2 protein-coding genes are annotated in these 25,531 nt (G+C 69.6%); both read left to right on the top strand.

The window, feature by feature from the left end; all coding sequences use genetic code 11:
* The first annotated feature begins 19 nt into the window (after nt 1-19).
* On the top strand, nt 20-4,138 hold the full coding sequence (gene eccCa, locus ABEA10_RS34695; RefSeq protein WP_345471221.1) for a type VII secretion protein EccCa: 4,119 nt from the start codon (nt 20-22) through the stop codon (nt 4,136-4,138).
* On the top strand, nt 4,135-25,455 hold the full coding sequence (locus ABEA10_RS34690; RefSeq protein WP_345471219.1) for a scabin-related ADP-ribosyltransferase: 21,321 nt from the start codon (nt 4,135-4,137) through the stop codon (nt 25,453-25,455). The genes eccCa and ABEA10_RS34690 overlap by 4 nt, the downstream gene beginning before the upstream one ends.
* Nucleotides 25,456-25,531 lie beyond the last annotated feature (76 nt).

Below are 25,531 nucleotides of genomic sequence, written 5' to 3'. Positions count from 1 at the left end.
CCCTGAGGCAGCCCAACCGATGAGCAGGATCGCCTTCCACCGCCCCGCCCGGATGGCACCGCCGCCCGTGCCGGAGGACAAGGTCTCCATCGCGGCACCGCCGCAGTTGCCGCCGCCGAGCGGGATGTCGACCATGCTCACGCTCCTCCTGCCGTTGTTGACCAGCGTCAGCATGGCGGCGTACCTGATCTCGACCGGCCGGCAGTGGATGATCCTGCTGGGCGTCGTGTTCATCGTCACGTCGGCGGGGTTGAGCATCGGCTTCCGGATGCAGATGCGCGGGAAGAGCCGCCAGGCCAGAGAGCACCAGCGCGAGCGTTACCTGGAATACCTGGCGGGAATCCGCCGGCAGGCGAGAGAGGTGGCCCAGGTGCAGCGCTTCGCCGCGGCCTGGGTGCATCCGAGCCCGGAGCGGTTGTGGGCGATCGCGGTCCGCCGGCGCCGCGTCTGGGAGAGGCGCCCCGAGGACCCCGACTTCCTCAAACTGCGCATCGGCGTGGGAGGCGGGCCGCTGGCCATCACCCTCACGACCACCCGGCGACCCGATCCGACCGTCGAGTACGACGCCCGTTCCCTGCACGCCGCCGAGGAACTCGTTCAGGCCCACAAGACGGTCGAACGGCAGCCGGCGTGGATCGACGTCGGGCGGGCCGGCGTGGTGAGCCTGCTGGGTCCGGCCGCGGAGACCGAGGCGGCGGCCACCGCGATGCTGTGTCAGCTCGCCACGCTGCACGCGCCGGACGACGTGCAGGTCGCCGTGGTGACGTCGGGGAACGCGCAGGGGGAGTGGGTCAAGTGGCTTCCGCACGCGCACGAACAGGACACCCGCGAGCGCGGGATCGAGGTCGTCCCGCTGGTCGCCGAGGACCTGGTGGGCCTGGCTGACTACCTCGAGGCCGAGCTCGACCGGGCCGTGGCGGCCCGCGCGGAGCGGGGAACGCGACTGGTTTCCATGACCGCCCAGGAAGGGCCGCGGCGGCGGCTCGTCGTCGTGCTGAACGACTACGATCCGCGCGCGTCCTGGACCCGATCCCCTCTCGTCCTCCGCCTGATCGCGGAGGCGGGCCCGCACCTGGGCATCACGGTGGTGTGCCTGGTCACGGCCGAGGCGCACGAGCCGGAGCGCGTCGACGTGCGCGTGCGCCTCGAACCGTCCGGCCGCCTCACCCTGGAGGGCGCGAACGCCGGGCTGCACAGCGCCGTGCAGGACGCGACCGTCGACCGGATCGCGCCCGCCCTGCGGTCCCGGATCGCCCGCTCGCTCGCGCCGCTGCGGCTGACGGGCGAGCAGGAGCAGGTTCTGTCCCAGTCCGTGTCACTGCCGGGCATGCTCGGCATCGACGTCACGTCGCTGGATCCGACCGCCGCCTGGCGCGCGCCGGACGACGAGGAGCTCCTGCGGGTGCCGGTCGGCGTGACCGCCGACGGTGAGGCCCTCGTCCTGGACTTGAAGGAGTCGGCGCAGGGCGGGATCGGGCCGCACGGGCTGGTGGTGGGCGCGACCGGTTCGGGCAAGAGCGAGCTGCTGCGGACGCTGGTCACCGGCCTGTCGCTGACGCACTCACCGGAGCATCTGGGCTTCGTGCTGGTGGACTTCAAGGGCGGCGCGACGTTCGCGGGCCTGACGAGGTTGCCGCACGTGGCGGGTCTGATCACGAACCTGGCCGACGACCTGTCCCTGGTCGAGCGCGTACGGGACGCGCTGGTGGGGGAGCAGCAGCGGCGGCAGCGGCTGCTGCGGCAGGCGGGCAACATCGACTCGATCCGCGACTACCAGCTCAAGCAGGCGGCCGGCGGTACGGACGTGGACGGCGCGCCGTTGCCGCCGCTGCCGTACCTGATGATCGTGGTGGACGAGTTCGGGGAGCTGTTGTCGCAGCGGTCGGACTTCATCGACCTGTTCGTGCAGATCGGCCGGGTCGGCCGCAGCTTGGGCATGCATCTGTTGCTGGCCACCCAGCGGCTGGAGGAGGGCCGGCTGCGCGGCCTGGAGTCCCACCTGTCCTACCGCATCGCCCTGCGCACGTTCAGCGCGGCCGAGAGCCGTACGGTGATCGGTTCGGCGGACGCGTACAAGCTGCCGCCCATCCCCGGCTCCGCCTACCTGAAGGTGGACGAGTCGATCTACGAGCGGTTCCGGGTGGCGCACGTCTCCCGGCTCTATGAGGACCCCGCCGCGCAGGCGGGCCGGCGGAAACCGATCGCACCGGTCCCGTTCGGGTTGCGCACCCCGCCCACACCGGAGGACACGGCGCCCGAGCCCGCGGTCAGCCCCGTGCCGGGATCCGGGACGACCGAGCTGGAGGTCGTCGTCGAGCGCCTCGCGGCGAGCAGCGCGCCGACCCATCAGGTGTGGCTGATGCCGTTGCCGCCGCGCTTCCCCCTCGACCCGCTGCTCGCCCCGGTGGAGGTCGTGCCGGAGCGGGGCCTGCAGAGCCAGGCGTGGCCGTCGGGCGGAGAGCTGAAGTTCCCCGTCGCCGTCGCGGACCTGCCCGCCCAGCAGGAGCAGCGGCCCGTCGTGCTGGACCTGACCGGGATCCACGGGCACCTGGCCCTGGTCGGTGCGCCGCAGAGCGGCAAGAGCACGTTCCTGCGCACGGCCCTGATCAGCGCGATGCTGACCCATACGCCCGAGGAGCTGCAGTTCTACTGCATCGACCACGGCGGTGGCGCGCTGCACGCCCTGCAAGGCGCCCCGCACGTGTCAGGCGTGGCCGGGCGGCGGGACACCGAACGGGTCCAGCGCGTACTCGCCGAGGTGAGCCGCCTGATCGCGGTACGCGAGCGGATGTTCCAGGACCTGGGCATCCAGTCCGCCGCCGACTTCCGCCGGCGGCGCGACGACGGTGAACTGCCGCCGGGCGTACGCGCCGCCGACGTCGTCCTGGTCGTGGACAACTGGGGCGCGCTGCAGGCGGAGATGGAAGACGCCACCATGGTCGCCACCGACATCGCCACCCGCGGTCTGGGCGTCGGGGTGCACCTGATCCTGACCGCCAACCGCTGGGCCGAGATCCGGCTGGCGCTGCGCGACAGCATCCCCGGGCGTCTCGAACTCCGGATGAACGACCCGGCGGAGTCGGAGATCAACCGTCAGGAGACGCGGCGGCTGGGCCGGGTGCCGGCCGGCCGGGGCCTGATGCCGCCCGGGCTCCCCTTCCACGTCGCCCTGCCCCGCATGGACGGTGCCGACGACCTCGACGGCCTCGCCGAGGCGCAACACGAAGCCATCGACGCGATCACCGGTTCGTGGCAGGGCTCCCCGGCGCCGCGGTTGAAGGTGCTGCCGGAGCGGATCAGCGTGAAGGAACTGGAGGAGATCCTCGCCGACACGTCGGCCGTCGGGAACCCGTGGGAGGACGCCGGACGAGGACTGTCCCCGACCGAGGTCCCCATCGGAGTGGCCCAGTCCGATCTGCGCCCGGTGGGCCTGGACCTCACCCAGGGCCAACCGCACTTCCTCGTCTTCGGCGACTCCGGCTCGGGCCGGACCTCGTTCCTGCGGGCCTGGATGCGCGGCATCGGCCGCCGGCACTCACCGTGGGACGTGCGCTTCATCGTCATCGACTACCGCCGCAGCCTCCTGGACGTCCTGCCCGAGCCGTACATCGGCGCGCACGCGGGTAATCCCGAGCTGGCAGCGGCCTTCGTCGCCCAGGTGGCCGAAAAACTGAAGGAACGGATGCCGCCGCCCGGCCTGACCGTCGACCGGCTGCGTGAGCGTGACTGGTGGGAGGGACCGGAGTTCTACCTGGTCGTCGACGACTACGACCTGGTGGCGAGCGGCACGGACCGCGGCCCGCTCGCGCCGCTGGCCTCCTTCGTCACCCAGGGCGAGGAACTCGGCTTCCACGTCGTGCTCGCCCGCCGCGTCAGCGGGGCCTCGCGGTCCCTGATGTCGGACCCGATGGTGGGGCGGCTACGGGAGTTCGGCGCCGACGGGCTCATCCTGTCCGGCGATCCGCGCGAAGGCGTCCTCCTCGGGGACCAACGCGCCGCACAGCGCATCCCCGGACGCGGCCTGCTGATCCGCCGGAGACAGGAACCGACGTTGATCCATGCCGTCGTCGATGACGAGACCGAGCCGGTGACGTACGACGCCCGGCCGGCCGAAGCCGGAAGGGAGGTTCAGCCATGAGCGGTGAGTGGGAGACCAACATGGATGGCTGGACCGACTGGACCGATTACGTCGGCAACCTGGATCTGAACGCCATCATCCAACTCGGCAACGAGTGGATCAGGATGGGCGATGCCCTTTACACCGAGGAGCGGAGCAACACCAATCTCGTCGCGGTGATGGGCTGGCGGGGCGGTGCCTACACCGTCGCTCAGGAGGCCTGGCACAGCCATCTGTCGGTGGTGTTGCAGAATGCCGCCGACGGGGCCTGGAAAATGGGCGAGACCATTCACGCCTATGCCCAGAGCATCTATGACCAAGCGCAGAAGATGGCCGAGGAGAACAATAAGAACTATCTGATAACCATCTTCAGCTTCTTCCTCAGCGTGCTGACGGCTCCGGTGAACTTCGCGATCGGGGCTGTGCTCGGAATGCTTTCGAAGATCATCGGAAATCTGCTTACCATCGCCCTTGACGTCACCGTAGGGGCCGCCTCGACCTTCCTCATCGATATCACCGCCAACGCACTGGCGTCGGCCGCCACTCACACGGCGGTCACCATCGACTGGAACGAGGAGGGTAAGAACATCGGTCTGGGCGGCGCCATCGCCGGTGGTTTCGGCGCCGCCGGCATTGCGGGGGGCAGGTTCGGTGGCTCCAAAGGTGGCCCGGACACCCCGACGGTGCCCAAGACCCCGGTCCCCAAGATCGGCCCCACGCCGACCGCGGGAACGGGTACCGGGGGCGGCCGGGTGTCGCCGAACGGTGATTCCGGAAGGACCTCGTTCGACGGCGCGGGCAGCGGCGGAGCCGGCGCGGGGAGTCGCGTGCCACCGGTGGTCAGGCCCGGGGACACCTCGTTCAGCGGTCCGGGCGAAGGCGGTGACCATGCGTCGGGGACGAACGGCGCCACCGGGCGAACCGGCGATGACGTGGTCACGACCACGTCGTCCGGGCCTGGTACGCGTTTGGACCAACCGCCTCCCACCACGAACTTCAGTCCCACGCAGAACGCCTATTCGAATCCCGGTTCCCGAAGCACCGGACACGCGAGTGGTGCGGATGACAGTGCGGCTCCGCCGGTGGTGCGTTCGGATGGTGATAGCGGTGCTGCTCCGCCGGTGGTGCGTTCGGATGGTGATAGCGGTGCTGCTCCGCCGGTGGTGCGTTCGGATGGGGGTAACGGTGCCGCCCCGCCGGTCGTGCGTTCCGGTGGGGAGAGCAGCGGCTCAAAGGGAGTGGGCGGCGACGGGCCGTCGACGACCACGGGTTCCTCGAATCACGCGTCGACCTCGTCAGGTCCGGCATCCAAGTCTCCCGGTGGTCAGGCTTCCGCGAAGAACTCGGGCGAATCCGGGTCCGGTGGCCCGGGTAAGGGCGATGGGCAGGAAGGACCGCCGACCGTTTCCCGGCCAAGCCGGACTCCCGAGGCGGATCAGGTGGGGGACACCGCCCGGCGGGTCGCCTTGGACGGTGGTCTGGGTGAGAAGGAGGCGGCGGACTGGGGGAGCCGGTTCGCGCAGGCTCATGACAGTGGTGGGCGTAGTGCCGTCACCAAGTTGCATGAGGAGCTGACTGCGCGGATCTCGGATCCGAATACGCAGCTCGAAAAGGCGCTGGGCAACATTTTCGGTGGGCGGTCCAAGGGCGGTGGTCCTGCCGTCAAGCCTGCGGATTCGGGTCCTTCGGATAAGCCTGTGTCGGGTGGCCGGGACGGTGGGCCGGCGGATGGTGGCCCGGGTGAGAAGGGGCCGAAGCCGGAAGAGCCTGGACCGGATGTCACCCAACCTCCATCCGAGCACGGCACCGGTTCGAACAGCGGTGGGTCCAAGCATTCTCCCGAGGCGGATCAGGTGGGGGACAGTGCCCGGCGGGTCGCCTTGGACGGTGGTCTGGGTGAGAAGGAGGCGGCGGACTGGGGGAGCCGGTTCGCGCAGGCTCATGACAGTGGTGGGCGTAGTGCCGTCACCAAGTTGCATGAGGAACTGACTGCGCGGATCTCGGATCCGAACACGCAGCTCGAAAAGGCGCTGGGCAACATTTTCGGTGGGCGGTCCAAGGGCGGTGGTCCTGCCGCCAAGCCTGCGGATCCGGGCTCTTCGGATAAGCCTGTGTCGGGTGGCCGGGACGGTGGGCCGGCGGATGGTGGCCCGGGTGAGAAGGGGCCGAAGCCGGAAGAGCCCGGATCGGATGCCGCCGGACATTCACCTGGGCACGACACCGGCTCCAACGACGGTGGACGCCAGCCGTTCTGGAGTGATTCAAACGCGTCTGACCGGTCTGGGCCCGGTAGTGGCGGGACGATGGTGATCGATCGGCCGACGACGCCCGACAAAGGTCTCGACTGGCTTTACAAGGGGCTGGCGAAATTCGAGCCAAAGAAAACCCCCAGCGCCGACTTCCCTACGAGTTCTCGTGACGGTTCCCCCGTCGCTTCTCGCGATGGCGCGGGTCATGAGGGCGGCGGGGTACGGGACGGCGTTTCGTCGTCGAGTCATGATGGAGGGGCGACGCCCCCGCCGAAGCGGCGGGGTGCCGACACCTCCTCCGGCCCTGCCCGGCCTCGGGACGAGAATGTGTCGACGGCCGAAACCGCTTCGGACGGGCAGAGCAACAGAGACTACTCCGCGGCACAGACGGCACGGAGTTATGAGCAGTTGGCGATTGCTCGCGGGCTGTCCGCTGATGAGGCGCTTTCGTGGAGTAACCGGTTCTTCGACGCCCAGGCGCGGGGTGACCGTGGGGCCCTTCAGGACCTGAAGAACGCGTTCGACCAACGTCTGCAGGACGAGCGCGCGTTCTCGCAGCTCATGGGCCGTGACGGCACCCGGTCGGGCGCGGCTCGTGGTTCCGCCGGCTCGGCTCGCGCCGAGCCGCTGGATGGTGCGTCCGCTGCTTCCCGTCCGGCCCCGGCGTCGGAGCAGGTGGGGGTCGGGGAGACCGCCCGCCGGGCGGCGTTGGACGGTGGGCTGAGCGAGAAGGAGGCGGCGGACTGGGCGGACCGGTTCACGCAGGCCCATGCGAGCGGTGGGCGTCCGGACGTCACGCGGCTGCACGGGGAGTTGCGGGTCCGGATCGAGAACGCGCGGACCGAACAGGCGATCCGAGACGGCCTGAAGGCGGCGGAGAAAAGAGCCCTTTCGTCGACGCGGACCGCGGAAAGCTACGAGCGTATGGCCGTGGCCGGGGGCTTGTCGCCTGAAGAAGCGCGTACATGGGGCCACCGGTTCTATGTCGCCCAGAGGGCGGGTGACCCGGCGGCCGTCAAACAGGTGAAGGTTGCCTTCGGCCGGCGCCTGGAGGACGAGAGGCTCTTCTTCCAGGCCATCGATCGGCGGGGCTCCGTACCGAAGACAGCCGGACCTTCGGCCGGGAATCCTTCGGCCGAGGATGTGCCGGTGTCGGGGGCGGCCGAGACCCGGGCGGACACCCGAGTCACCGGCGAACCCGCCACCTCCGGGCCCGCGCGCGGAACCAACGGTTTCCGCAGTGTGTCGGGCGCGGTGTGGATCGACGGTGAGTTCGACCCGAGTTCGTCCACGGTCTCCATGGGCGATCGCGCCCGGGATCTGGACCAGCTCGTACGGTGGATCGGCAAGAACACGCCGTACGAGCCGAGCGACCCGCTGCTCCTGAACGTGCCCGGTGCCGGGGTTCGTGGGCCCGACGGCAAGCCGTCGTTCGCCGAAGCCCTCGCGGAGCGTCTCGGCGGCCGCGTCCTGACCCCTCAGGAGAGTCCGTCCGGCACCCGCGACTGGGTGGAGCACCGACCGCCGGCACCGACGGAGGACGGCGGGCCGCGTACCCGGCGATCGCCGGCCGAGTCGGCCGGCGTGAGCGACGGCTCCGCCGCCGAGGGAACCGGTGCTGACGAGTCCCGGCACGTCCATCCGGGTGACGCCCCGACCTCGTCCCGAGCCGCGTCCGGAGGCAAACGCGTCCGCTGGGCGGACCTGGAGGCCGGTGGAGCCCAGGAGGTTCCCGCGTCTCCGGCCGGCGGTCAGGACGAGACCGGTCCGGTATCCGGCGGCGTGTTCGATGAGACCGTCCCGTCGGCGAAGGTCGAGGACGTGCTCGGGGCGGCGAGGCTGTACGCCACGGCGGAGGCCCGTCCGGTGGTGCTCGATCTGTCGGGGTCCGCCGAGGACGGCCTGCGGCTCGATGGGCAGACCGCCGAGCTGCTCGCGAGGATCGCGCCGCCCCAGACGGTGTTCGTCACGGGGCGGGTACGCGATGGCCGGTTGATGGTCGGTGACGTACCGGTGGACCCGGCCGTACTGGCCGCCCTGATCGAGTTCTGGGCGCCCGGGCACCAGCCCTTCCTCCTGATGCCGGGGTCGAGGAAGATCGCCGGGCCGCTCGCGACCGCGACCGGCGGCCCGGTGCAGATCGCTCCGCACGGCGTGCTCATCGATGTCGGCAAGGGAACGATGACCGCCGCCGACAGCGGCAAGGCCCCGGTCGGGCGGCCGAATGAGGCGCGCTTCGAGGTATATCTCCCCCAGGAACAGCACGAAGGATCGGAATCATCGTCCGCGTACGCCGCGCTGCCGATGAATTATTCGGTGCTGACCGCTCCCGCCGACGTTCCGTCGACCGCCGGAACGACGAGTGCCGACGAGACGAACACGAAGCCGGTCGTGCCGAACGCCGGGACCGCTGCGCCGATGACGGACGGGGGTACGCCGGAACCGCCGGCGCCGCCACAGCCGCCGGCACCACCGGTGCCACCGCAGCCACCGGCGCAGTCGCAGCCGATCAAGGTCGACCGGAGGGCGCTGTCGGCGCTGACGCCCCGGCTCGGGCTGCCGTACATGCGGCAGCTGATCGCGGCGATCCGGCAGGAGGCCGCCGCACAGGGCGTCACGCTGCCCGAGGACCGGATGCTCACCTTCGTGAAGCGGCTGGTCAGCAACTATGCGTACGCGCTGGGTGACGGCGAGAACGACGCGAACACCAGCGGCCTGATCGTTCCGCTCGGTGAGGCCGAGTTGCTGGTCACCTTCGATCCGGCGGATCCGCACACTCTCGACAACCCCGCGGGTGCGATGGACGGGCGCCCCGCCACCCTGCCGGCCCCGGACGGGGATTTCGTCGGCAACGAGACGATCAACTCCTCGTACGCCACCGGCGCGCACGTCCAGACGACCAGCGGCCAGACGGAGCAGACCCACGGTGCGTTCGCGCCGACGTTCGGAATCGGCGTGGGAGTGGGCCCCCTGAACATCGTGCGGATCGGCGGTTCGGTCAGTGGGACGGCGAACCAGTCGAACCGCAGCATGAGCCATGTCGAGGACGCCGAGGGCGGTCACGTCGAGGACTACCGGGGCGAATCGACGCTGCTGGCGTTCCGCCCCAACATCTCGTTCAAGCTGCGCACCGAGCGCAAGGGTGTGAAGACGCCGGGCTGGGCGCAGATCAAGCCGACCCGGATCGCGGATCCGGGTACGGAGGAGCTCCTGCTGTGGGCGCCCGAGCCGTACACGAAGGAACCGTCGGCCGATCCCGTCACCGCGACCGGAGAGGACGTCGATACTCGACGGCTTCCGCGGCATTTCTACGCCTCGGGCCTCACGAACCTGCCGGAGCTGTTCGACGAGATCCTCGGCACGCTGGCCTCCCAGGGCCAGAACCTGGAGATCGGCAGCGTCACGCGCGACGAACTGCTGCAGAAGCTGGACAACTTGAACACCCACCTGGACAAGGCGGTCAACGACAAGAGGGGCTACCGCTTTACGCTGCATGACAAGTACGGCGATCCCCTCGCCACGGTGCAGCTTCACGCTGTGCGGCTGATGGAGGGCGTCCAGCGCGTGGGAGCCACCAGCGACAAGGTGCACGTGGAGGTCCCCCGGACCGGCATCGACGGGACCAGCGGCGGCCACACCGTCTCGCACTCCAGCACGGTCACGCTGCCGAGCGTCGATGTCGGGTTCGTTCCGCCGAACCTACCAGATCTCGGGATCTCGGCCAACTTCTCCGTCGGTTACACCTCCAGCAACACCGACTCGGTGTCGGCGGGCAAGACGGGCCTGTGGGTGATGGTGCCGCGCTATACGGGCCACACCGCCGCGTACGCCATGGAGTTCGCGCTGCAGGCGAAGGTGATGGTCCGTCATCACGGCAAGACGGCGAACCCCCGGACGGCGACGAATCCGGTGCGGAGCCGTGGGCTGGTGCGGCTGCCCGAGCCCGAGGCGTTCAGGCATGGGCTCCCGGTCGACCGCGACGGGCTGAAGCCAGGGTCTCGCCCCACCGGCGACACCGTTCCGTACGCCCCGGACGCGCTCACCACCGGTCCCCGCGGCAAGGACGCGAAGACCCCCAAGGTGGAGCAGCGTGTCGAGCTGCCGGAGTACCTGTTCGAGGGCAAGGGCATCGGGTTCGGCACCGTCAGGCCCGACGAGGCGACCGTCGACGCGATCAGGGAGATGATCGCGTCGAAGCTGCGGCCGATGGGCTTCCTGCCGGAGGACGAGGAGGACCCGTTCGCCGGCGAGTACTGGTACACCCACGGCAACAAGATCATCAGCCGGCTGGACAACGAGGAACTCCTGGACAAGATGGTCTCGGTGTGGGGCTTCGCCTCCCACTACGACCGGATGCTCCAGGACGGCATGCGGTTCACGCTCAAGAAGCGCCGGGGCACCACGGGCGTCGACCTGGACGTCGACTCCGTCGAGGTGGAGATCAAGGCGACGCAGCGAGCGGACACGCCGCCGAAGTACCTGCGGACCACGGACGAGTACCACCTCGTCAATCTGCCGATGGGCATGGACACCGCGGGGATGTCCACGGGTCACTCCCGCAAGCTCGCCGGCGGCTTCAAGTTCAAATTCCTGTACCGGTTCCTCCAGGGCGCGGGCTTCGGCGTCGAGGCGCAGCGGATCGTCGGCGCCACCGACGCGGTGACCTTCATCAACAACCAGCCCGACCTGCTCGAACATCCGGGTGACGCGCTCGAGGTCGAGCTGACCAACGACTACCGGGTCACCCTGCGCTTCCAGCACTCCGGACAGACCGGAAAGATCAACAAGGGCGGTCGTGACCTGACCCTGCCCACGCTGGAGGGGCAGAAGGCGATCGCGCACCTGATGCCGATCGACCTGGCCGAGCAGCCGGCACCGGACCAGATGTCGGTGCCCGAGCTGGTGAACGCCGAAAAGTGGACGCCGGCCGAGGTCCTGGACCAGGGGGTCGTCTTCCACACCGACACCACCGGCCTCACCGACGCCGCGGCCTCCATGCTGGGGGACCTGGTCGGACCGGCGGGAGCGGCGAACCAGAACGTGAACGCGTTCGCCGGGCTGACCGATGTGCGAGCGCATCTGAAGGAGATCTTCAACAAGGAGTACACCACCGACCAGCTGGTCGACCCCGGCCTCTTCCGCAACAGGTTCGCGGCGCTGGACATCGCCGGTGACCTGGGCCCGTCCACGTTCGTGGGCGCGACCTCCGACAACTTCGTGCTCGGCATCATCAAGCTGCTGCTGCTGGAGAGCAAGCTCAGCGCCAACAGCTCGAAGGGGGTCACCTGGGACCAGCTGAACGCCGCCTTCGGTGGCAACCTCGATGACGTGGCCGCGCTCACCGGCGCGAGCGACGTCAACAGGCACTGGCAGGCGAACGCGTCGCAGACCGGATCGCGGGTCGGCGGCAAGGAGTACATCCAGGTCGCCGTCAAGCGGGCGTTCCTGTACCAGGCCCCCGCGCACTTCACGGTCTCCGGCCGGATGGAGAAACACGCGAAACTGCTGCCGTCTTCGCACACGAAGCACGAGCCGCGGCAGGTGAACGACCGCACGCTGCTGTACGTCCTGACCGAGCCCGAAGCGCTGAAGTGGTACGCGAACGGGACGCTGCCGGTGTCGGACGCCGAGCTCACCAAGTCGCTGACCCGCTGGCGCGACGGTGACCTGCGGCTGAACGGGGACGTCGTGGCCGGGGTCCTCACCCGGTGGCACACGGACCTGACCGGACGGCCCAACCCCGGGGTGGCGGAGCCGGAACTCGTCACCGGGCTGGCCCGCGACCTGGCACGGATGCACGGCAAGGGCGGCCTGCGAGTGATGGACCCCGCCACCCGGGAGAGGTTCGGCACGGCCTTCGACCTGCCGCTGACCGACCCGCCCGCCACCGGCCGGCAGGTCGACATGCCGCAGGACCTGGTCGACTACGCCACGGGCGAGCGGAGGCTGCCGGACACGCGGCTGGCGGAGGCGATGACCGCGTGGCAGGCCGGTGACCTGGAGCTGACCGGCGACGTCGCGGCCGGAATCCTGCACCGGTGGAAAACCGAGGTGCCCGTCCTGCCGGACGGCCTGCCGGCCGACCGCGCGGCCATGGCAACGACCCTGGCCGGCCGGCACACCCAGGAGGTCTCCCCGGTACGGGACGAGGCGGTCCGGGCGGCGTTCAACGCGGCCTTCGGCAAGAGCCTGCCCGAACCACCGCTCCCCTTCGAGGAGCTCCGGCTGCCGGAGTACCTCACGGGCAAGAGTCCGTTCACCGGCCACAGCGGCCTGCGCACGTGGGAGCACCGGGACGGCAGGTCGACGTACCGGTTCGTCAAGGAGCAGGTCGACGAGGTCGCGCCGGGCCTGCTCTCGGCCGGTGCGGAGGTCTGGGACCGCGAGGGCCGGGTCATCGGCCGCCTGCAGGGCGGCGTGGACGCCCTGCAGGCCTTGCTGGCCAAACGCCGTGACCAGACCATGATCGATGAGCTCCTCGGCGAGGAGGGTCTGTCCCTCTACCTGGTCCACCCGAACGGGTGGCTGCTGGCGGACGTCGTCGAGGTGAGGCTGCGCCTCGCTCTGGGCAAGCCGGAGGTACGCGACTTCGCGCCGGGCGAGAACAACGAGGTCTACCTGCACGGCTATCAGGGCACGGCCACGTCGACCTCGCGCGACGTCTCGCAGGGCGCGACCTTCCCCCAGATCTCTCCCGGTGGCCGGCAGAGCGTCTCCGGGGGCGGATCCGGTGCGCTGAAGGCCTCGGTGGGCGACCACCGAGGGGTCACCCGCGCCGAGAACAACGTCGTCGAGCAGACGGAGTACGGATTCGACCACTACATCCTCGGCTTCGACACCGAGCTGACGGCGGAGGTACGGCGGCTCGGCATGCCCCACCGCCCGCTGAACAACCTGCTGAACAGAACGTTCGACGGCTGGACCCACCACAGTGCCACCAGGACCGCCACGATCGACGGCACCCTGGAGATCCAGTTGCCGCGCGCGCTCGCCGAGTCGGGTGCGGCGGACACCGCGCACCCGCGGCCGAATCTCACCCCACTGCCCAAGCTGCCGGAGGACGCCGTCATCACCGGCGTGGTCTTCGACGACACGGTGCGGATCGGCCGTGACCTCCTGGCGCGGATGTTCCCCCCTGGCTGGTTCAGCAAGCTGCTCGGCGAGCGGCCCGGGGATCCGGATCTCCGGTCCAGCCTGTCCATGCCGACGCTGTTGTCGCGGATGCACCTGGCCGGCCACCTGCGGGACGCGACCGGTGGGGACACCTACAAACTGGGTGACAACATCTTCAGGCCCGGCGCCGACCGTAGCCGGGCGACGCTGTCGCTCAAGGGCGACCTCAGCGCGCTGGAGGTGCTCGCCCCGCTGAAGGCGGGCGCCGGCGTCGGCCGGTACACCAAGCACCAGAGCGGCACCACGGTCAACGCGAGCACCGATCACGTGCGCGGTGCGGTGGACATCGCGGGGAGCGCCCACGGCCCGATGGGCGAGCACACGCCCGGCCACTCGTGGGACCTCGGCACCAGCAACGGCCGTAGCACGTCGTTCGGCGACGCCTCGGCCGGTACCGAGAACTACCGCCGAGAGCAGCACCCCAAGGAGAAGGGCCCGCTCTACCTGGTCCGGATGCGTTTCCACGGCCGCCTGCGCGCCGACCTGTTCCACCATCATCTGTTCGGCTCTCCCAAGCCGAAGGGCCGGTTCTACAGCGACCCGATCACCGGCTACGTGTACGCGGAGCTGTACCAGGCCGAGGTCCACGAGATACAAGCCAAGATCGTCAAGGACAACGCCGAGACCCCGCCGAGGCCGGAGTCCTGGCCCGCGATGGACGAGGCGCCGAGCTTCGACCTGGCACCGCTCCTGGCCCGAGCGGCGCAGAAGGAGAGCACGGCACAGGAGGCGTACCAGGACATCGCAAAGTACATCCGGCGGCAGATCGGCGGCTACCGGCCGGTGGTGCTGACCGCCGACGAGAAGGCCATCGCCCTGCAGGCCTACCAGGCCGTGCTCGACTGGGGGCTGCGCACCATGCGGGCCGACCTCGCGGCGGCACGGGAGGCCGACCCGGCCGTCGAGACACCGGACGCGCTGCGGCGGTCCGAGCCGCTGCCGCGGACTCCCGGTGGCTCGGCCGAGACCATCCGCGCGGCCATGAGCGACATCATCAACGCCGTCAACGAGGTGCACGCCCTCCGGCCGGACAACCCGGCCGGTGCGCCCGCGGCGCTGCCACCACTGGCGGCGATCTCGCAGCTCGACCTCGCCGAGCTGGGCCGTGACGTCGCGCACACGCTGGGAGCGCACCTGCGAGTGGACGTCATCCACTCCGACGCCACCGTGCGCCAGAACTGGAGCTCGCCCGGCGGCAGCACCTACTTCCACGACCCGGCCACGACGAGCTGGGACCCCGGCGCCGGCCTGTGGGTCTTCGACAAGGCCGCCTCCCGGCGCCGGATGTTCACTTCGGCCATGGCCGAACAGCAGGGGCTGGTGTCGCCTGAGCTGCGCGCGGAGCTTGACCTCTACGGCCTCGGGTACCAGGAGATGGGGCGCCTCTACCTGAGCGCGCAGGTCCGGCAGCAGACGTTCGAACAGGCCGTACGCGCCGAACTCGGCGACCGTACGCGACGGCTGTCCGAACAGCACCCCGTACTGCCGGTGCTGCTGGCCCGCGCCGCCGCCGCCCACGCCCACTGGCAGGACGAAGAGGGCCGGCTGGAGCGGCGGCAGCTCCCCCCACTGGACACCTCCGCCACGGCCGTGTCCCTGTCCGAGCGGCTCCACGCGGCGCAGGACAACACCGAGGCCGCGCGCCGGCTGCTGGACGACCTGCGGGCCATGGCGCGCGGCGGCCCCGGTACCCCGGACTGGAGGGCGCAGGACCTGCGGTCGGCAGCGGCCGACGTCGATCGGCTCGACGGCCTCGGACCGCCCGCTCGGCTCGACGAGCCGCCCGCGCGGGTGGTCGATGGTGAGCAGCCGGAGACCGGGACGTCGTCGGACGCGTACGTCCAACCGGCGGACGCGGGAGCCTCCGGGACGGAGTCGGTACCCGGCGGCGCGGGCGACACGAGAGCGTCCGCCCCGGCCGCACTGTCCGTGACCATTCCGAGCGTGAGCGCCGCTCCTCCGGTTCCCGGGGACGAAGGCGACATAGGCCACGAGCCGACCGATGGAGACACGGCCGCTGTGTCCGCCACCGGATCGCCAGGACGTGCCGGCGATGCGGACGTCGCGCGGCCGCCGGCCGAACGCGAGCGCGCCTCCGGCCTTCCCGCCGCGGACCGTACCGAGACGATCGATCGCCTCATGTCCGATGCGCGCTTCGCGGCCATGGCGGCGCACCGGATCATCGAAGTGCCGCCGGGCGTCGGGCGACCCGCGCCGAGTCGGCAGGTTCTCCACCAGATCTTGACGCGGGTGTTCGCCGAGAACCGGGCTCTCACGGAACGGGCGGTCCACGAGGGCGCGACCGCGGTGATCATCCCGCGCAGCGTCGCGTTGACGGCTCTGTCCCGTTTCCGCCACTACCAGGGACGCACGACCGAGGACGGCAGACCGTGGGAGAAGGTCCGCGGTCACCACGATGGTGGTGTCGTCGCGATCGCGGAGGAGAACCTCCTCGGCGAGCCGGGTCCGGGGGGCGCCGCTTACAGCAGCGGATACTCGTCCGCGCTGCATGAGGTCGCGCACCTCCTGTACGAATACCTCGATGCCGCGGATCGAGAGCTCATCGAGCGGCGCTTCGCGGAGAAGACCCAGGCCGGAGGGGCCGTGCAGTGGCCGGACGGCCCGCTCACCAATCCGGAGCGGTCCGGCAGCAGGAACTACTCGGCGCTGAACGCACGGGAGTACTGGGCCCAGCTGACCGCCGTCTATCTGGGAACGAACGCCGGCTTGGACCACTCCACCGGTCTTCCGCGCAACAACACGCTCCAGTGGCTCAAGGACCACGAAGGGCCGATGCTCGATCTCCTTGAGCGGATCTACGGCCCGCCGGGAGGTATCGAGAACGCCAACCCCGTCCGTCAGACCCGCGCGGAGGAGTCGCTCTACCAGGGCTTCCGGATGTTCATGACGAGCGTCCGAGCCCTCGAGCCGGACGCCCTCGCCGAGCGGACCGGGGACGACCGGCAATCCGCCCAGACCGACCCGTCGTCCGGTGCCGGCACCGAGCGCACGTCGGCACCTCCGCACACGGATCCTCCGGTCGTCGCCGGCGAGTACGATCCCGTAACGCAAACGATCTCCATCGCCAGGCGTCCCCATGACCGCGACTCAGGCGCGTATCCGCACGACGTGGAGCAGACCGCGCGCTGGATCACCCGTCACTACACCCTGACGAATGAACCGGTCAGGCTGGTGCCCACCCGGAAGGACCCGGGCCCGGTGACCGTCGGGCCGGGAACGCCCGGCCCGACGGGCGAAGCCTCCTTCGCCGACCAACTCGCGGCGCTCCTCGGCGTCACCGTCCTGGTAATCGACCCGTTCACCGGAGCACAGACCGAGCACCGGCCCCCCGCCAAGGCCGCCCACTCCGGCACCGGCATGCCTCGGCATGAACGAACCATTTACTTCGCCCCTTCCACCACCCCTTCCGGGGCGGTCACCGGGGCGGGGCCGGACATCCACGCTGCTGGCGGCACCAGCGGCGATACCGCCCTACCGGGCACTTATCAGGCGGGACCGCTTCGGCTCCGGGGCGTCATGGGAATGATGGTCGGCTTGTTGCTGGTCCAGTCTGCCGAGCTAGTGCCAGCCGATTACGTTAAGCCGCCGGTGCCATTCGGCTCGCGAGATCTGACCAGCGGCCAGTTGACCGGCCGACCGGCCGACAATCCGCTGACAACCGGCTTGGGCCTTGCTCACCCCGCGGCTAAGCCGCACATTGCCCCTGCGAAGGACTATCGGAAGCTCGACGTCATTCCCCACTTGGACGTATGGGGCGAGGGAAGAATTATCCTTGAAAAGGAAAATCTGGTAACAGGATTCGAGGAGGTGTATAACCTAAACCTGAAGAACAGGGAGCGTGAACAAAAGGTCAGCAACGGCCCGAATAGGGGAAAACCGATCCCCAACCTCGTTCCGGTAGAAGATTACGAGAACCCGGTATTCCCGCTCTCGGATGGCAGTGTCCTTGTCGTCACGCTGATGGGCGCGCCGATAAGCAAGGGGACTGCGAGAGAAATACTGCGCGTTCTTAATAAATCTGAAGGAAAGGTGATCTTCTATGGTCTAGACCCTATGAATATTAAAAATTTCGAGGATGTGGTCGCAGAAAGCGGTGAAGGACTGACTCGCCTAGAGGATGAGGTCCTCCGGCCACCCTTCGACGAAATCTCAGATCTTGGGGACGTCTACATCTACGGCCCCGTCCAAAACAGCAACTCCGCGGACCTCGGCGGGCAAGTCGGCCCGGGTGAGCAGACCATCACACCCGACACCGGCCAAGACCAGGCCCCCGCTGTGGCGGACGCGGGAGCCTCCGGGACGGAGCCGGTACCCGGCGGCGCCACGAAAGCGTCCCCCCCGGCCGCACTGCCCGGGAGCATTCCGAGCGCGAGCGCCGCTCCGCCGGCTCCCGGGGACGAAGGCGACGTAGGCCACCAGCCGGCCGATGGGGACACGGCCGCTGTGTCCGCCACCGGATCGCCGCTGGACGCCGATTCCGGAGAGGCCGAAGCAACGGGATCTCCAGGGCTGTATCCGGTGGTCGGTGACCGGGACGAGGAACCGTTGTTCCCCGCGCCGTCCGCGCCGCCGTCCGGGCATCGTCGGGATCGAATCATCAGGGACTGGGAGACATTGTCCGCGGTGCGCTTTCAGACGCGCTCCGCTGCTCTGCAGGAGATCGACCGGGCGGTCCGCCGGCTGGGGTCGCCTCCGAGTGACCGTGACCTGCGTCGGGTGCTGCGGGCGATCTCGGAGTGGAAGGAGGACAAGACTCCGCAGAGCAGCCGCTGGGACGTGGTGAGCCGGCTGGAGGAGAGGATCCGTGAGCGGAGGGATGAGCTGCGGGCGTCTTCTGCGCAAGCCGGTCCGTCGAGCGCGGCTTGGCAGGAGCCCTACGCCCAGCCGGAGCTGCCCGAGCCCGGCGCGTCGTACGACCAGCCGGAGGCGGCCGGGTACGGGTCCGGTCAGGCTTATGGCGATGTGTACGACCAGCCGGAGGCGTCCGGTTCGGGTGCCTACCAGCAACCGGCGGCGGCATACCAGAGCCCGGCCGCGGTGCCGCAAGAGCGTCCGGTCACCGTGGAGGGTTTCGCGCCGGCGAGCGGGTTCGAGGTTGAGCTGCACGGATTTCGCGTGGTTCTGCCCCCCGGCGAGGATCCGCAAGAGTACGGGATCCTCGTCACCAGGCCGGGTCTGTTGGACATCGTCCTGGACACGGCGGGTGGCGTGCCCATCCTGGAGGTCGTCACCAAGGCGGCCCGCAACCTGGCCGGGGGACAGGACGATGGCCGGGCGGAGCGATCCGAGGTGCTGGAGGCGTTCGCGGACGTGCTGCGGAGGCTGATGGCGGCTCGGGACGGCGCGCGGCTCTCCAGGATCTTCCGGGAGGAAGACGGGTATGAGGTCGACCCGCTGGCGGAGCATCTTCCCGTACGGCGTAATCCGGCCGGGCGTAATCCGGACAGCGCCGGCATCATGCTCGTCCATCACACGGCGACCGCCCCGCTGAGCGGGTTGGTCGAGCTCATGAAGCACGTGGCCGGGCAGATGCGCCGTGAGTCGCCTCCGGTTCAGGCCGCTCACGCCGACCTGTGGGCAGCGGTGAGATACGGCGGGTGGGCGGCGTCCCTCTACGACGGGTGGCTGGCGGACCACCCGGAGTATGAAGCGGTGTCCGATCCGGCGGACCGCGCGGACCTGGAGGGTGCTCTCGCGTTCGGATTCACCCAGGTCGCGGCCACCGCACGAGGGAGGTCGACGGGGACCCTGCCGAAGGACTACTCGGCGGTCACCTCGCGTGACTCGTTGGCAGCGATACGGTCCGCACTAGGGGCGGCTCCTCGAGCGTTCCTGGAGGATCAGGCGCAGTATCTTCGCGACGGCTTCACCCACGTTTTCGGTTCAGATCCGCTGTCCCGGTTGCTGCCGCACGACTGGGGGCAGCCGAGGGCGACGATCGGCCAGTACCTCGACAACCTGCTGACAGCGAGCCCGGAGCGCCCGATCGATCAGCATGAGGCGCTGGCGGTCCGGACCAATTACAACGAGCTCGATGCCAACCCTGTCAACGGCATACCGCTGATCAACCCGGCCGTCGTCCGGATAGAGACTCGGCCATATGCGTCGACGAGCCAGAACCTGGCGACGATTCGACACGACGCCGAAAGACTGGCGAGGGTCTCGCTTCGGCTGTTCAACCAGGGTCGGGAACTGCGCGGGCTGGCGCCGGTCGGTGGCCCGGTGGCCCAGCCGTGGCAAGCACCGGACTGGACGTTCCCGGCGCCGGGTGCGCCGCCGCGCCGGCGGTCGGCCGGCGCCTCGACCGCGTCCGGGTTCGATTCGGTGACGTTGGGGACATGGGCTCATCGGCCGGCGGGGCCGGTGAAGCCGGTGAAGGAGCCGGCCAAGAAGGTCGCCAGGCCGGCGAGCCCGGACGACTGGCGGAACGAACTGCCCAAGGCCCCCGTGGTGCCGGTGGAGACGGAACGCCTGGATCCGAAGTTCAGCTTCGTTACCTCTGGCGTGAACTCGCGAGAGGAGTTCGAGGCGCAGGGGGCGGGCGTTCAGGTCCGGGCGAATGTGCAGCGGATCCAGGCGGCGAACGGCACGTGGGTGCGGCATCACGTCATCGCGCTCGCGGTCGATCCGAGGCCGGGCGTGACCGAGAGCGACGTGAAGAAGCTGGAGGAGGTGCTGAACGACCTCCTCCATGAGCATGTCAACGACCGGGGGTATGAGCTTCCGAAGTCGAAGGATCAGCTCAGCATCCAGGCAATTCTGCGGATCGACCCGGGACATCGGCAGGCTGTCCGGATCGGGACCGGTACGACGGTCCGGAAGCGGACCGGCGAGGAGGAGAAGGGACCCGACGCCCGTCAATGGGGTCTGGGGGATCCGCTGCGCGACCTGCTGCACGAGTTGCTGCACTACCTCGGCCTGCCGGACGAGTACGAGAACGGGAAGTTCGTCTTCCGCAAGAGGCGCCGTTCGTCCGTCTCCGATGAGGCGGTGAGCACGGTCCGGTCGGACGGGATCATGTCGGCGGCGGACTGGGACCCCTCCCAGGAGATGCCGGCGCGCTATGCGCGGATCATCGAGAACGTCGTCGACGCCACCGCCGTCCTGCGCGACCACCCGCTGAGCACCTCGAGCGGCGCGGCTTCCGGCCCGGGGACGGAGAGCACACCCGGGACCTCTTCTTCACCCGACTATCCGGTGGTGGGCTCGCCGAACGACGCCCCGCTGTTCCCCGCGCCGTCGGCGGGAGCGGCCGACGAGTCCCCGGCTCCGCCGGTGGCGGCCCGCTCGCGCGACGACGCGGTCGAGTTTCGGGAGCGTGTTCCGGAGATCGTTGGGCTCATCGAGAAGTATTTCGGGTCGGCGGGTGAGCCTGAGGGCGGTTCGTCCAAGCCGGCCCAGGAGGACGATGACGACGTTCTCGACGGGTTTCGTTCTCTCCAGCGGTTGGTCGAGATCCGGTTCGCCGAAACCTATGCCAAGCCGTGGTGGGACGACGTCGTCAGCCGTTACCAGACCGCTTTCACGGCCGCGCTGGCCGGTGATCGGCGTCTGGCCGGTGCGGTCGGCCGGGCTCTTCGTGAGCTGGACCGCAGGCTTACGGTCTCCCCCTCGGGCAGGTCGGTCATCCGAGATCTGCTGGGCGTCGAGAGCGAATTGCCCGACGCCGAGTTCGAACAGCGGATCGAGGACGGCGAATGGGATCTCGCCGACCTCATGTCCGCGTACGGTTCGGTCGTCGAGTCGGTCGCCGGGTCGGTCATCGAGTCGGTCATCGAGTCCAACCGCGACGGGTTCGGCGGGAATTTGATCCGGTATCCGTCCCCTCGCGAGAAGCGCTGGGCCGATGAGATGCACGACCGTGGCTATCGGCCCGACCATCGCAGGGACGTGGAACTGGAGCTCATGTTCCTGGTCTACCGTCACCTCGGGTTCGGGCCGGAGGACCGCGCCCTGTTCCTGCGGGCGGCGCTTGCCGCCTCGAGGAATTTGTTCGAGACGCTTGCCGCGTGGCGGTTCGCCGGGTTCGGTGATGATCCCGCCCATCCGGTGCCCGAGGAGACCCTCAAGGGTGAGGCGGCCGGCCTGTACGACTTGCTCGAGACCTTCGACCCACGTGGTTTGACCAACGATCCGGACCTGCTCGCCGACCTGGTGCCGCCGCACCTGGATGGGCGGTCGCCGGCCAGGCTCGGCGCGGTGCGTGACCACGGCCTCGGGAGCCGGCCCATCGACCGGGCGGGCCCGGCAGACCCGGTGAGGAGTCTGCCCGATCGGCTCGAGCGGAGGCTCACGGAGATGGGCGTCGACCGGCGCGTGCACGCCCTGAGTACCGGCAACCTGATCCGGCTTGTGCAGACCCCCGACATGTGGGGCCAGCCCATGACGAGGGAGGACGTCTCGGCCTTCGGCGACCGGGCCGTGGGGCAACTGGCCGGCACCGTGCGCGGGATCATCGGCGGTGGTACGCGGCTGATCGACGTCCTCAGCCTCTCGCCGCCGACCGGCCGGATCCGCGAAGAGGTGAAGAACGCGCTTCTCGACGTCGCCTCACGAGAGGGCTCCGGGCCTGTTCTCGTGCGTTTCCTGTTCGCGAACATCTCGCTGCGTGACACGTTCCTGTCCGGGTTCGTCAAGGATCTGACGAAGTTCCTCAAGGACAACGAGGTGCCGTTGGGACAGGGCCGGATGACCGTCCTGGCCGGGCAGTTGTCCAACATCGCCAAGGGTTCTTGGAACCATTCGAAGATCGTTGCAGCCGATGGCGCGGTGGCCCTGGTCGGTGGTCACAACCTCTGGACGGAGACGTACGGCGGTTATCCTCCGGTCCACGACGTCTCCATCGAGATGGTCGGTGATGGTGTCCGGCACGCACACGAATTCGCCGACTATTTGTGGACGAGGGGCGGCCGCGATCTCAAGGTCGAGCAGATCACCGAGGATTATGAGGTGAAGACCTTGTCTCCGGGCCCGGCCCGGGACAAGATCGCCCTGGTCGACCTGGCGAAACTGCCTCGCACCAAGCCGGAACCGAGCCGTGGTGCTCCAGAGCAGTGGCACAGTGGCCGGGCTCTGTCCCTCGGCCGGGCGGCGTTCCTCGGCGACCAGGCCAGTGATACCGCCAAGGAAGAGGTGATCAAGAACGCGCGTCGCAGCTTGAAGATCAGCCAGCAGGATCTGGCGTTCACCGGATTCACCGCGGAGAAAGATCATCAGGTCGTCCGGTGGATCGCCGAGGCGCTCGTGGACAAGCCGGAGCTCACGGTCGACATCGTTGTGTCATCGGCCAGGGCCGGCGCGGTGAACGGCGCGTACACCTGGGGGTTCGGCGCGCCTGGCACGTATGCGATGATCAAGCGTTTTGTTCGGAGGGTGGCCGATCCCCAGGCGCGGGGAGACCGTGATGAGGTCATCGAGAGCGCCCTGCGGAGGGTGAAGGTCGCGCCCTTCGTCTTCACCGATCGTGATGGAAGCGAGAGTGGATTCGCGTGGCCGGATCCGCCCGCGAGCACCATCGCACGGCGGTACAAGCCGGACGCGAAGATCGCGATCTCGAAGAAGACCCTTCCGGAGCCGGCGAACCACGCGAAGGTCTACATCGCCGATGATGCCCTTTACTACGTCGGATCGGACAATCTGTATCCGCACAAGCTCGCGGAGTTCGGTTACCTCATCGAGGGTGAGGCCGTCCAGGACATTGTCACCAACTACTGGGGCAAGCTGTGGCGCTACGCGGGGCCGCACGCCACGGATTTCCACCGGGACATCGTCGAGGACTGGAAGGCCGAATCGAGCCTGGGAATGCGATACCCGCGTTCAGCGGTCCTGAACGCGATCGACCAGGCGCTCGACCGTTGGAAGCAGGGAGGGCGCCTGGACCCGTCCTGGCTGGACCAGAACGAACGGCAGCTCAAGGACGTCCTGCGGGCGATCGACCGGTGGCGGGACATCGAGTACGGGCAGTCCGGCAAACGGAGCAAGGCCGTGGACCGGCTGGAGGCCGGCATCAGGCGGGAGCTGGACTCCGTGGTGGACCGTCGACGGACGACGGGCGAATCCCCCGCGGAGGGCTCGCGACGGTCCGGGCCGCGGGGGTGGTCGCCGACCAGGCTCGGCGCCGAGGAGACCGAGCGGGAGTTCCCGGACGACGCGGTCGGCGTATCGGGCTTCGAGGCCGACTACACCGCCACCACCGAAGAGTTCCCCATCGTGGTCCGTGACGAGTGGTGGACGGTGTGGGGCGCAGGGGCCGAGGATCCGGACCTGCGGGTCTTCGTCGCGAAGAGCCGGGCGCTGGGTGGGTTGCGCGGGCAGTACGACGCCGAGTCGCCGAAGGCGGGCCGGGTCAGCGACGATCAGGGCCGGCTCTACGCCGAGGGACCCGCCTGGAATTGGTATCTGCCGGGTCGCTCGGCCGCGGTGGCCTCTTCCCGGCCGAGCACCGATGAGCACCCGAGTGACCCGCAAGCCGCCGGGGTGCCTCTCAGGCGCACGAGCCGGTATCCCGTCACCGACCGGCCTTCCGCCGATCCGGCCTTCACCGCCGCGCGGCCCGGGACGCTCGCCGCCGGCCTGCCGCACGTGATGAAGTGGCGCACCGACGATGCCCCGCTGTACAAATTCAGCCAAAAGACGCCGGAGATGGTCTTTCGCGCCGACGGCGGCCTGTTCCCCAGGGGTCATCGACTGGGGCATCTGATCGACCATGTGTACAACAACCCCGAAGACACAGGGTATGTGAGCACGTCGAGGAGTCGGCGGTATCTACGGGACTCCGCCCAGAACGACCCGGTTTCGGCCTCCCTGCTGTTCGACCACTACCGATACCGCTATGACGTGGTCCTGCCAGGCGGGATCGATGTCAACGCGACGCTCGATATCGCGTCGCCGTTCCCCGACCAGGAGGAAGTCGCCTTCCCCGGCGGCATCCACGTGCGGTTCATCCGTGGCGTGCAGCCGTTGCGAGACGGCTCACCTGACGGCGAATACGTTCACAACCCCTACTTCAACCCCTCGCCCACAGAGACGACCGGCATCGTGGCCGGCTCCCTGGAAGGCGGTGCCGCGCCGGACCACGTGACCGATCAGAGCGAGGACGTGCCCGCCGGATCCCCGGACTCGACGCCGTACCCGCCGGAGATGGAGGGCGGCTCGGGGGCCGCAGCGGATGCCGGCGGCGTCGACGACAGCGGGCTCACGCGGCGGCAGTCGGCGGCGATCGGGCGGATGGCGCTGCGCCCGGTGCGGGTTCTCGCGACCGGCGACGGTGTCGTACACGCCTTGCAGGCGGTGGCGCCGGCCGAGACGTCCGTGGCCGCTCGCGGCCGGCCGGCATCTCCGGCGGAGCTGCGGGGGTACCTCGCGGACGCGCTCGCCGCCGACCTGAACAGCGGCGCACGGCGGTTCTGGCCGGCCGTGCGCATGCCCGTCGGCGCCACGGACGACCAGAGGCGTTCCTTCGTCGCCGCGCTGAGATCGTCGAATGGCGGGACCGAGGCGGACGAGGTCTTCCTGGCCGCGGCCGCCGTCCTGGGACTGCGGGTCGCCGTCCTGCAACCCGACGGCGGCACCGTCGAGTTCGGATCACCGTCCGGCCGGCCGGTCGTGCTGGTGCGGCTGCTCGCGCCCGGCCCGTACACCGCCGCCTGGGCCGGTACCGAGCCGATCGCGGACGGCGTATCGCCGGTGACCCCGCCCGCACCTCCCGCGCCGCGCCCACCGGTACGACCCGCGCCGCCCACCGGCGACGACGCGGGCGCGGCACCACCGTCGGCGCGGAACGCCGCCTCGGCGGAGCCCGCGGCCCGGACGCCGCTCGCGAACCTCGGCGCCGACCCCTTCCAGGGGAGCGCGGGAGATGCGTCGTACGGCCGCCGACACGGACCGCTCGGATGAACCCGATACGCGGCGGCAGGCCGACGGCGGTGCGGTGGCGGAACACCGTCACCGCCCGCCGCAGGTCCGCCGGCCG

The organism is Actinoallomurus oryzae, from assembly GCF_039541955.1.
Classification (GTDB): domain Bacteria; phylum Actinomycetota; class Actinomycetes; order Streptosporangiales; family Streptosporangiaceae; genus Actinoallomurus; species Actinoallomurus oryzae.
The sequence above is the reverse complement of the archived record's forward strand: the minus strand, read 5'-3'. Positions and strand labels throughout refer to the sequence as shown.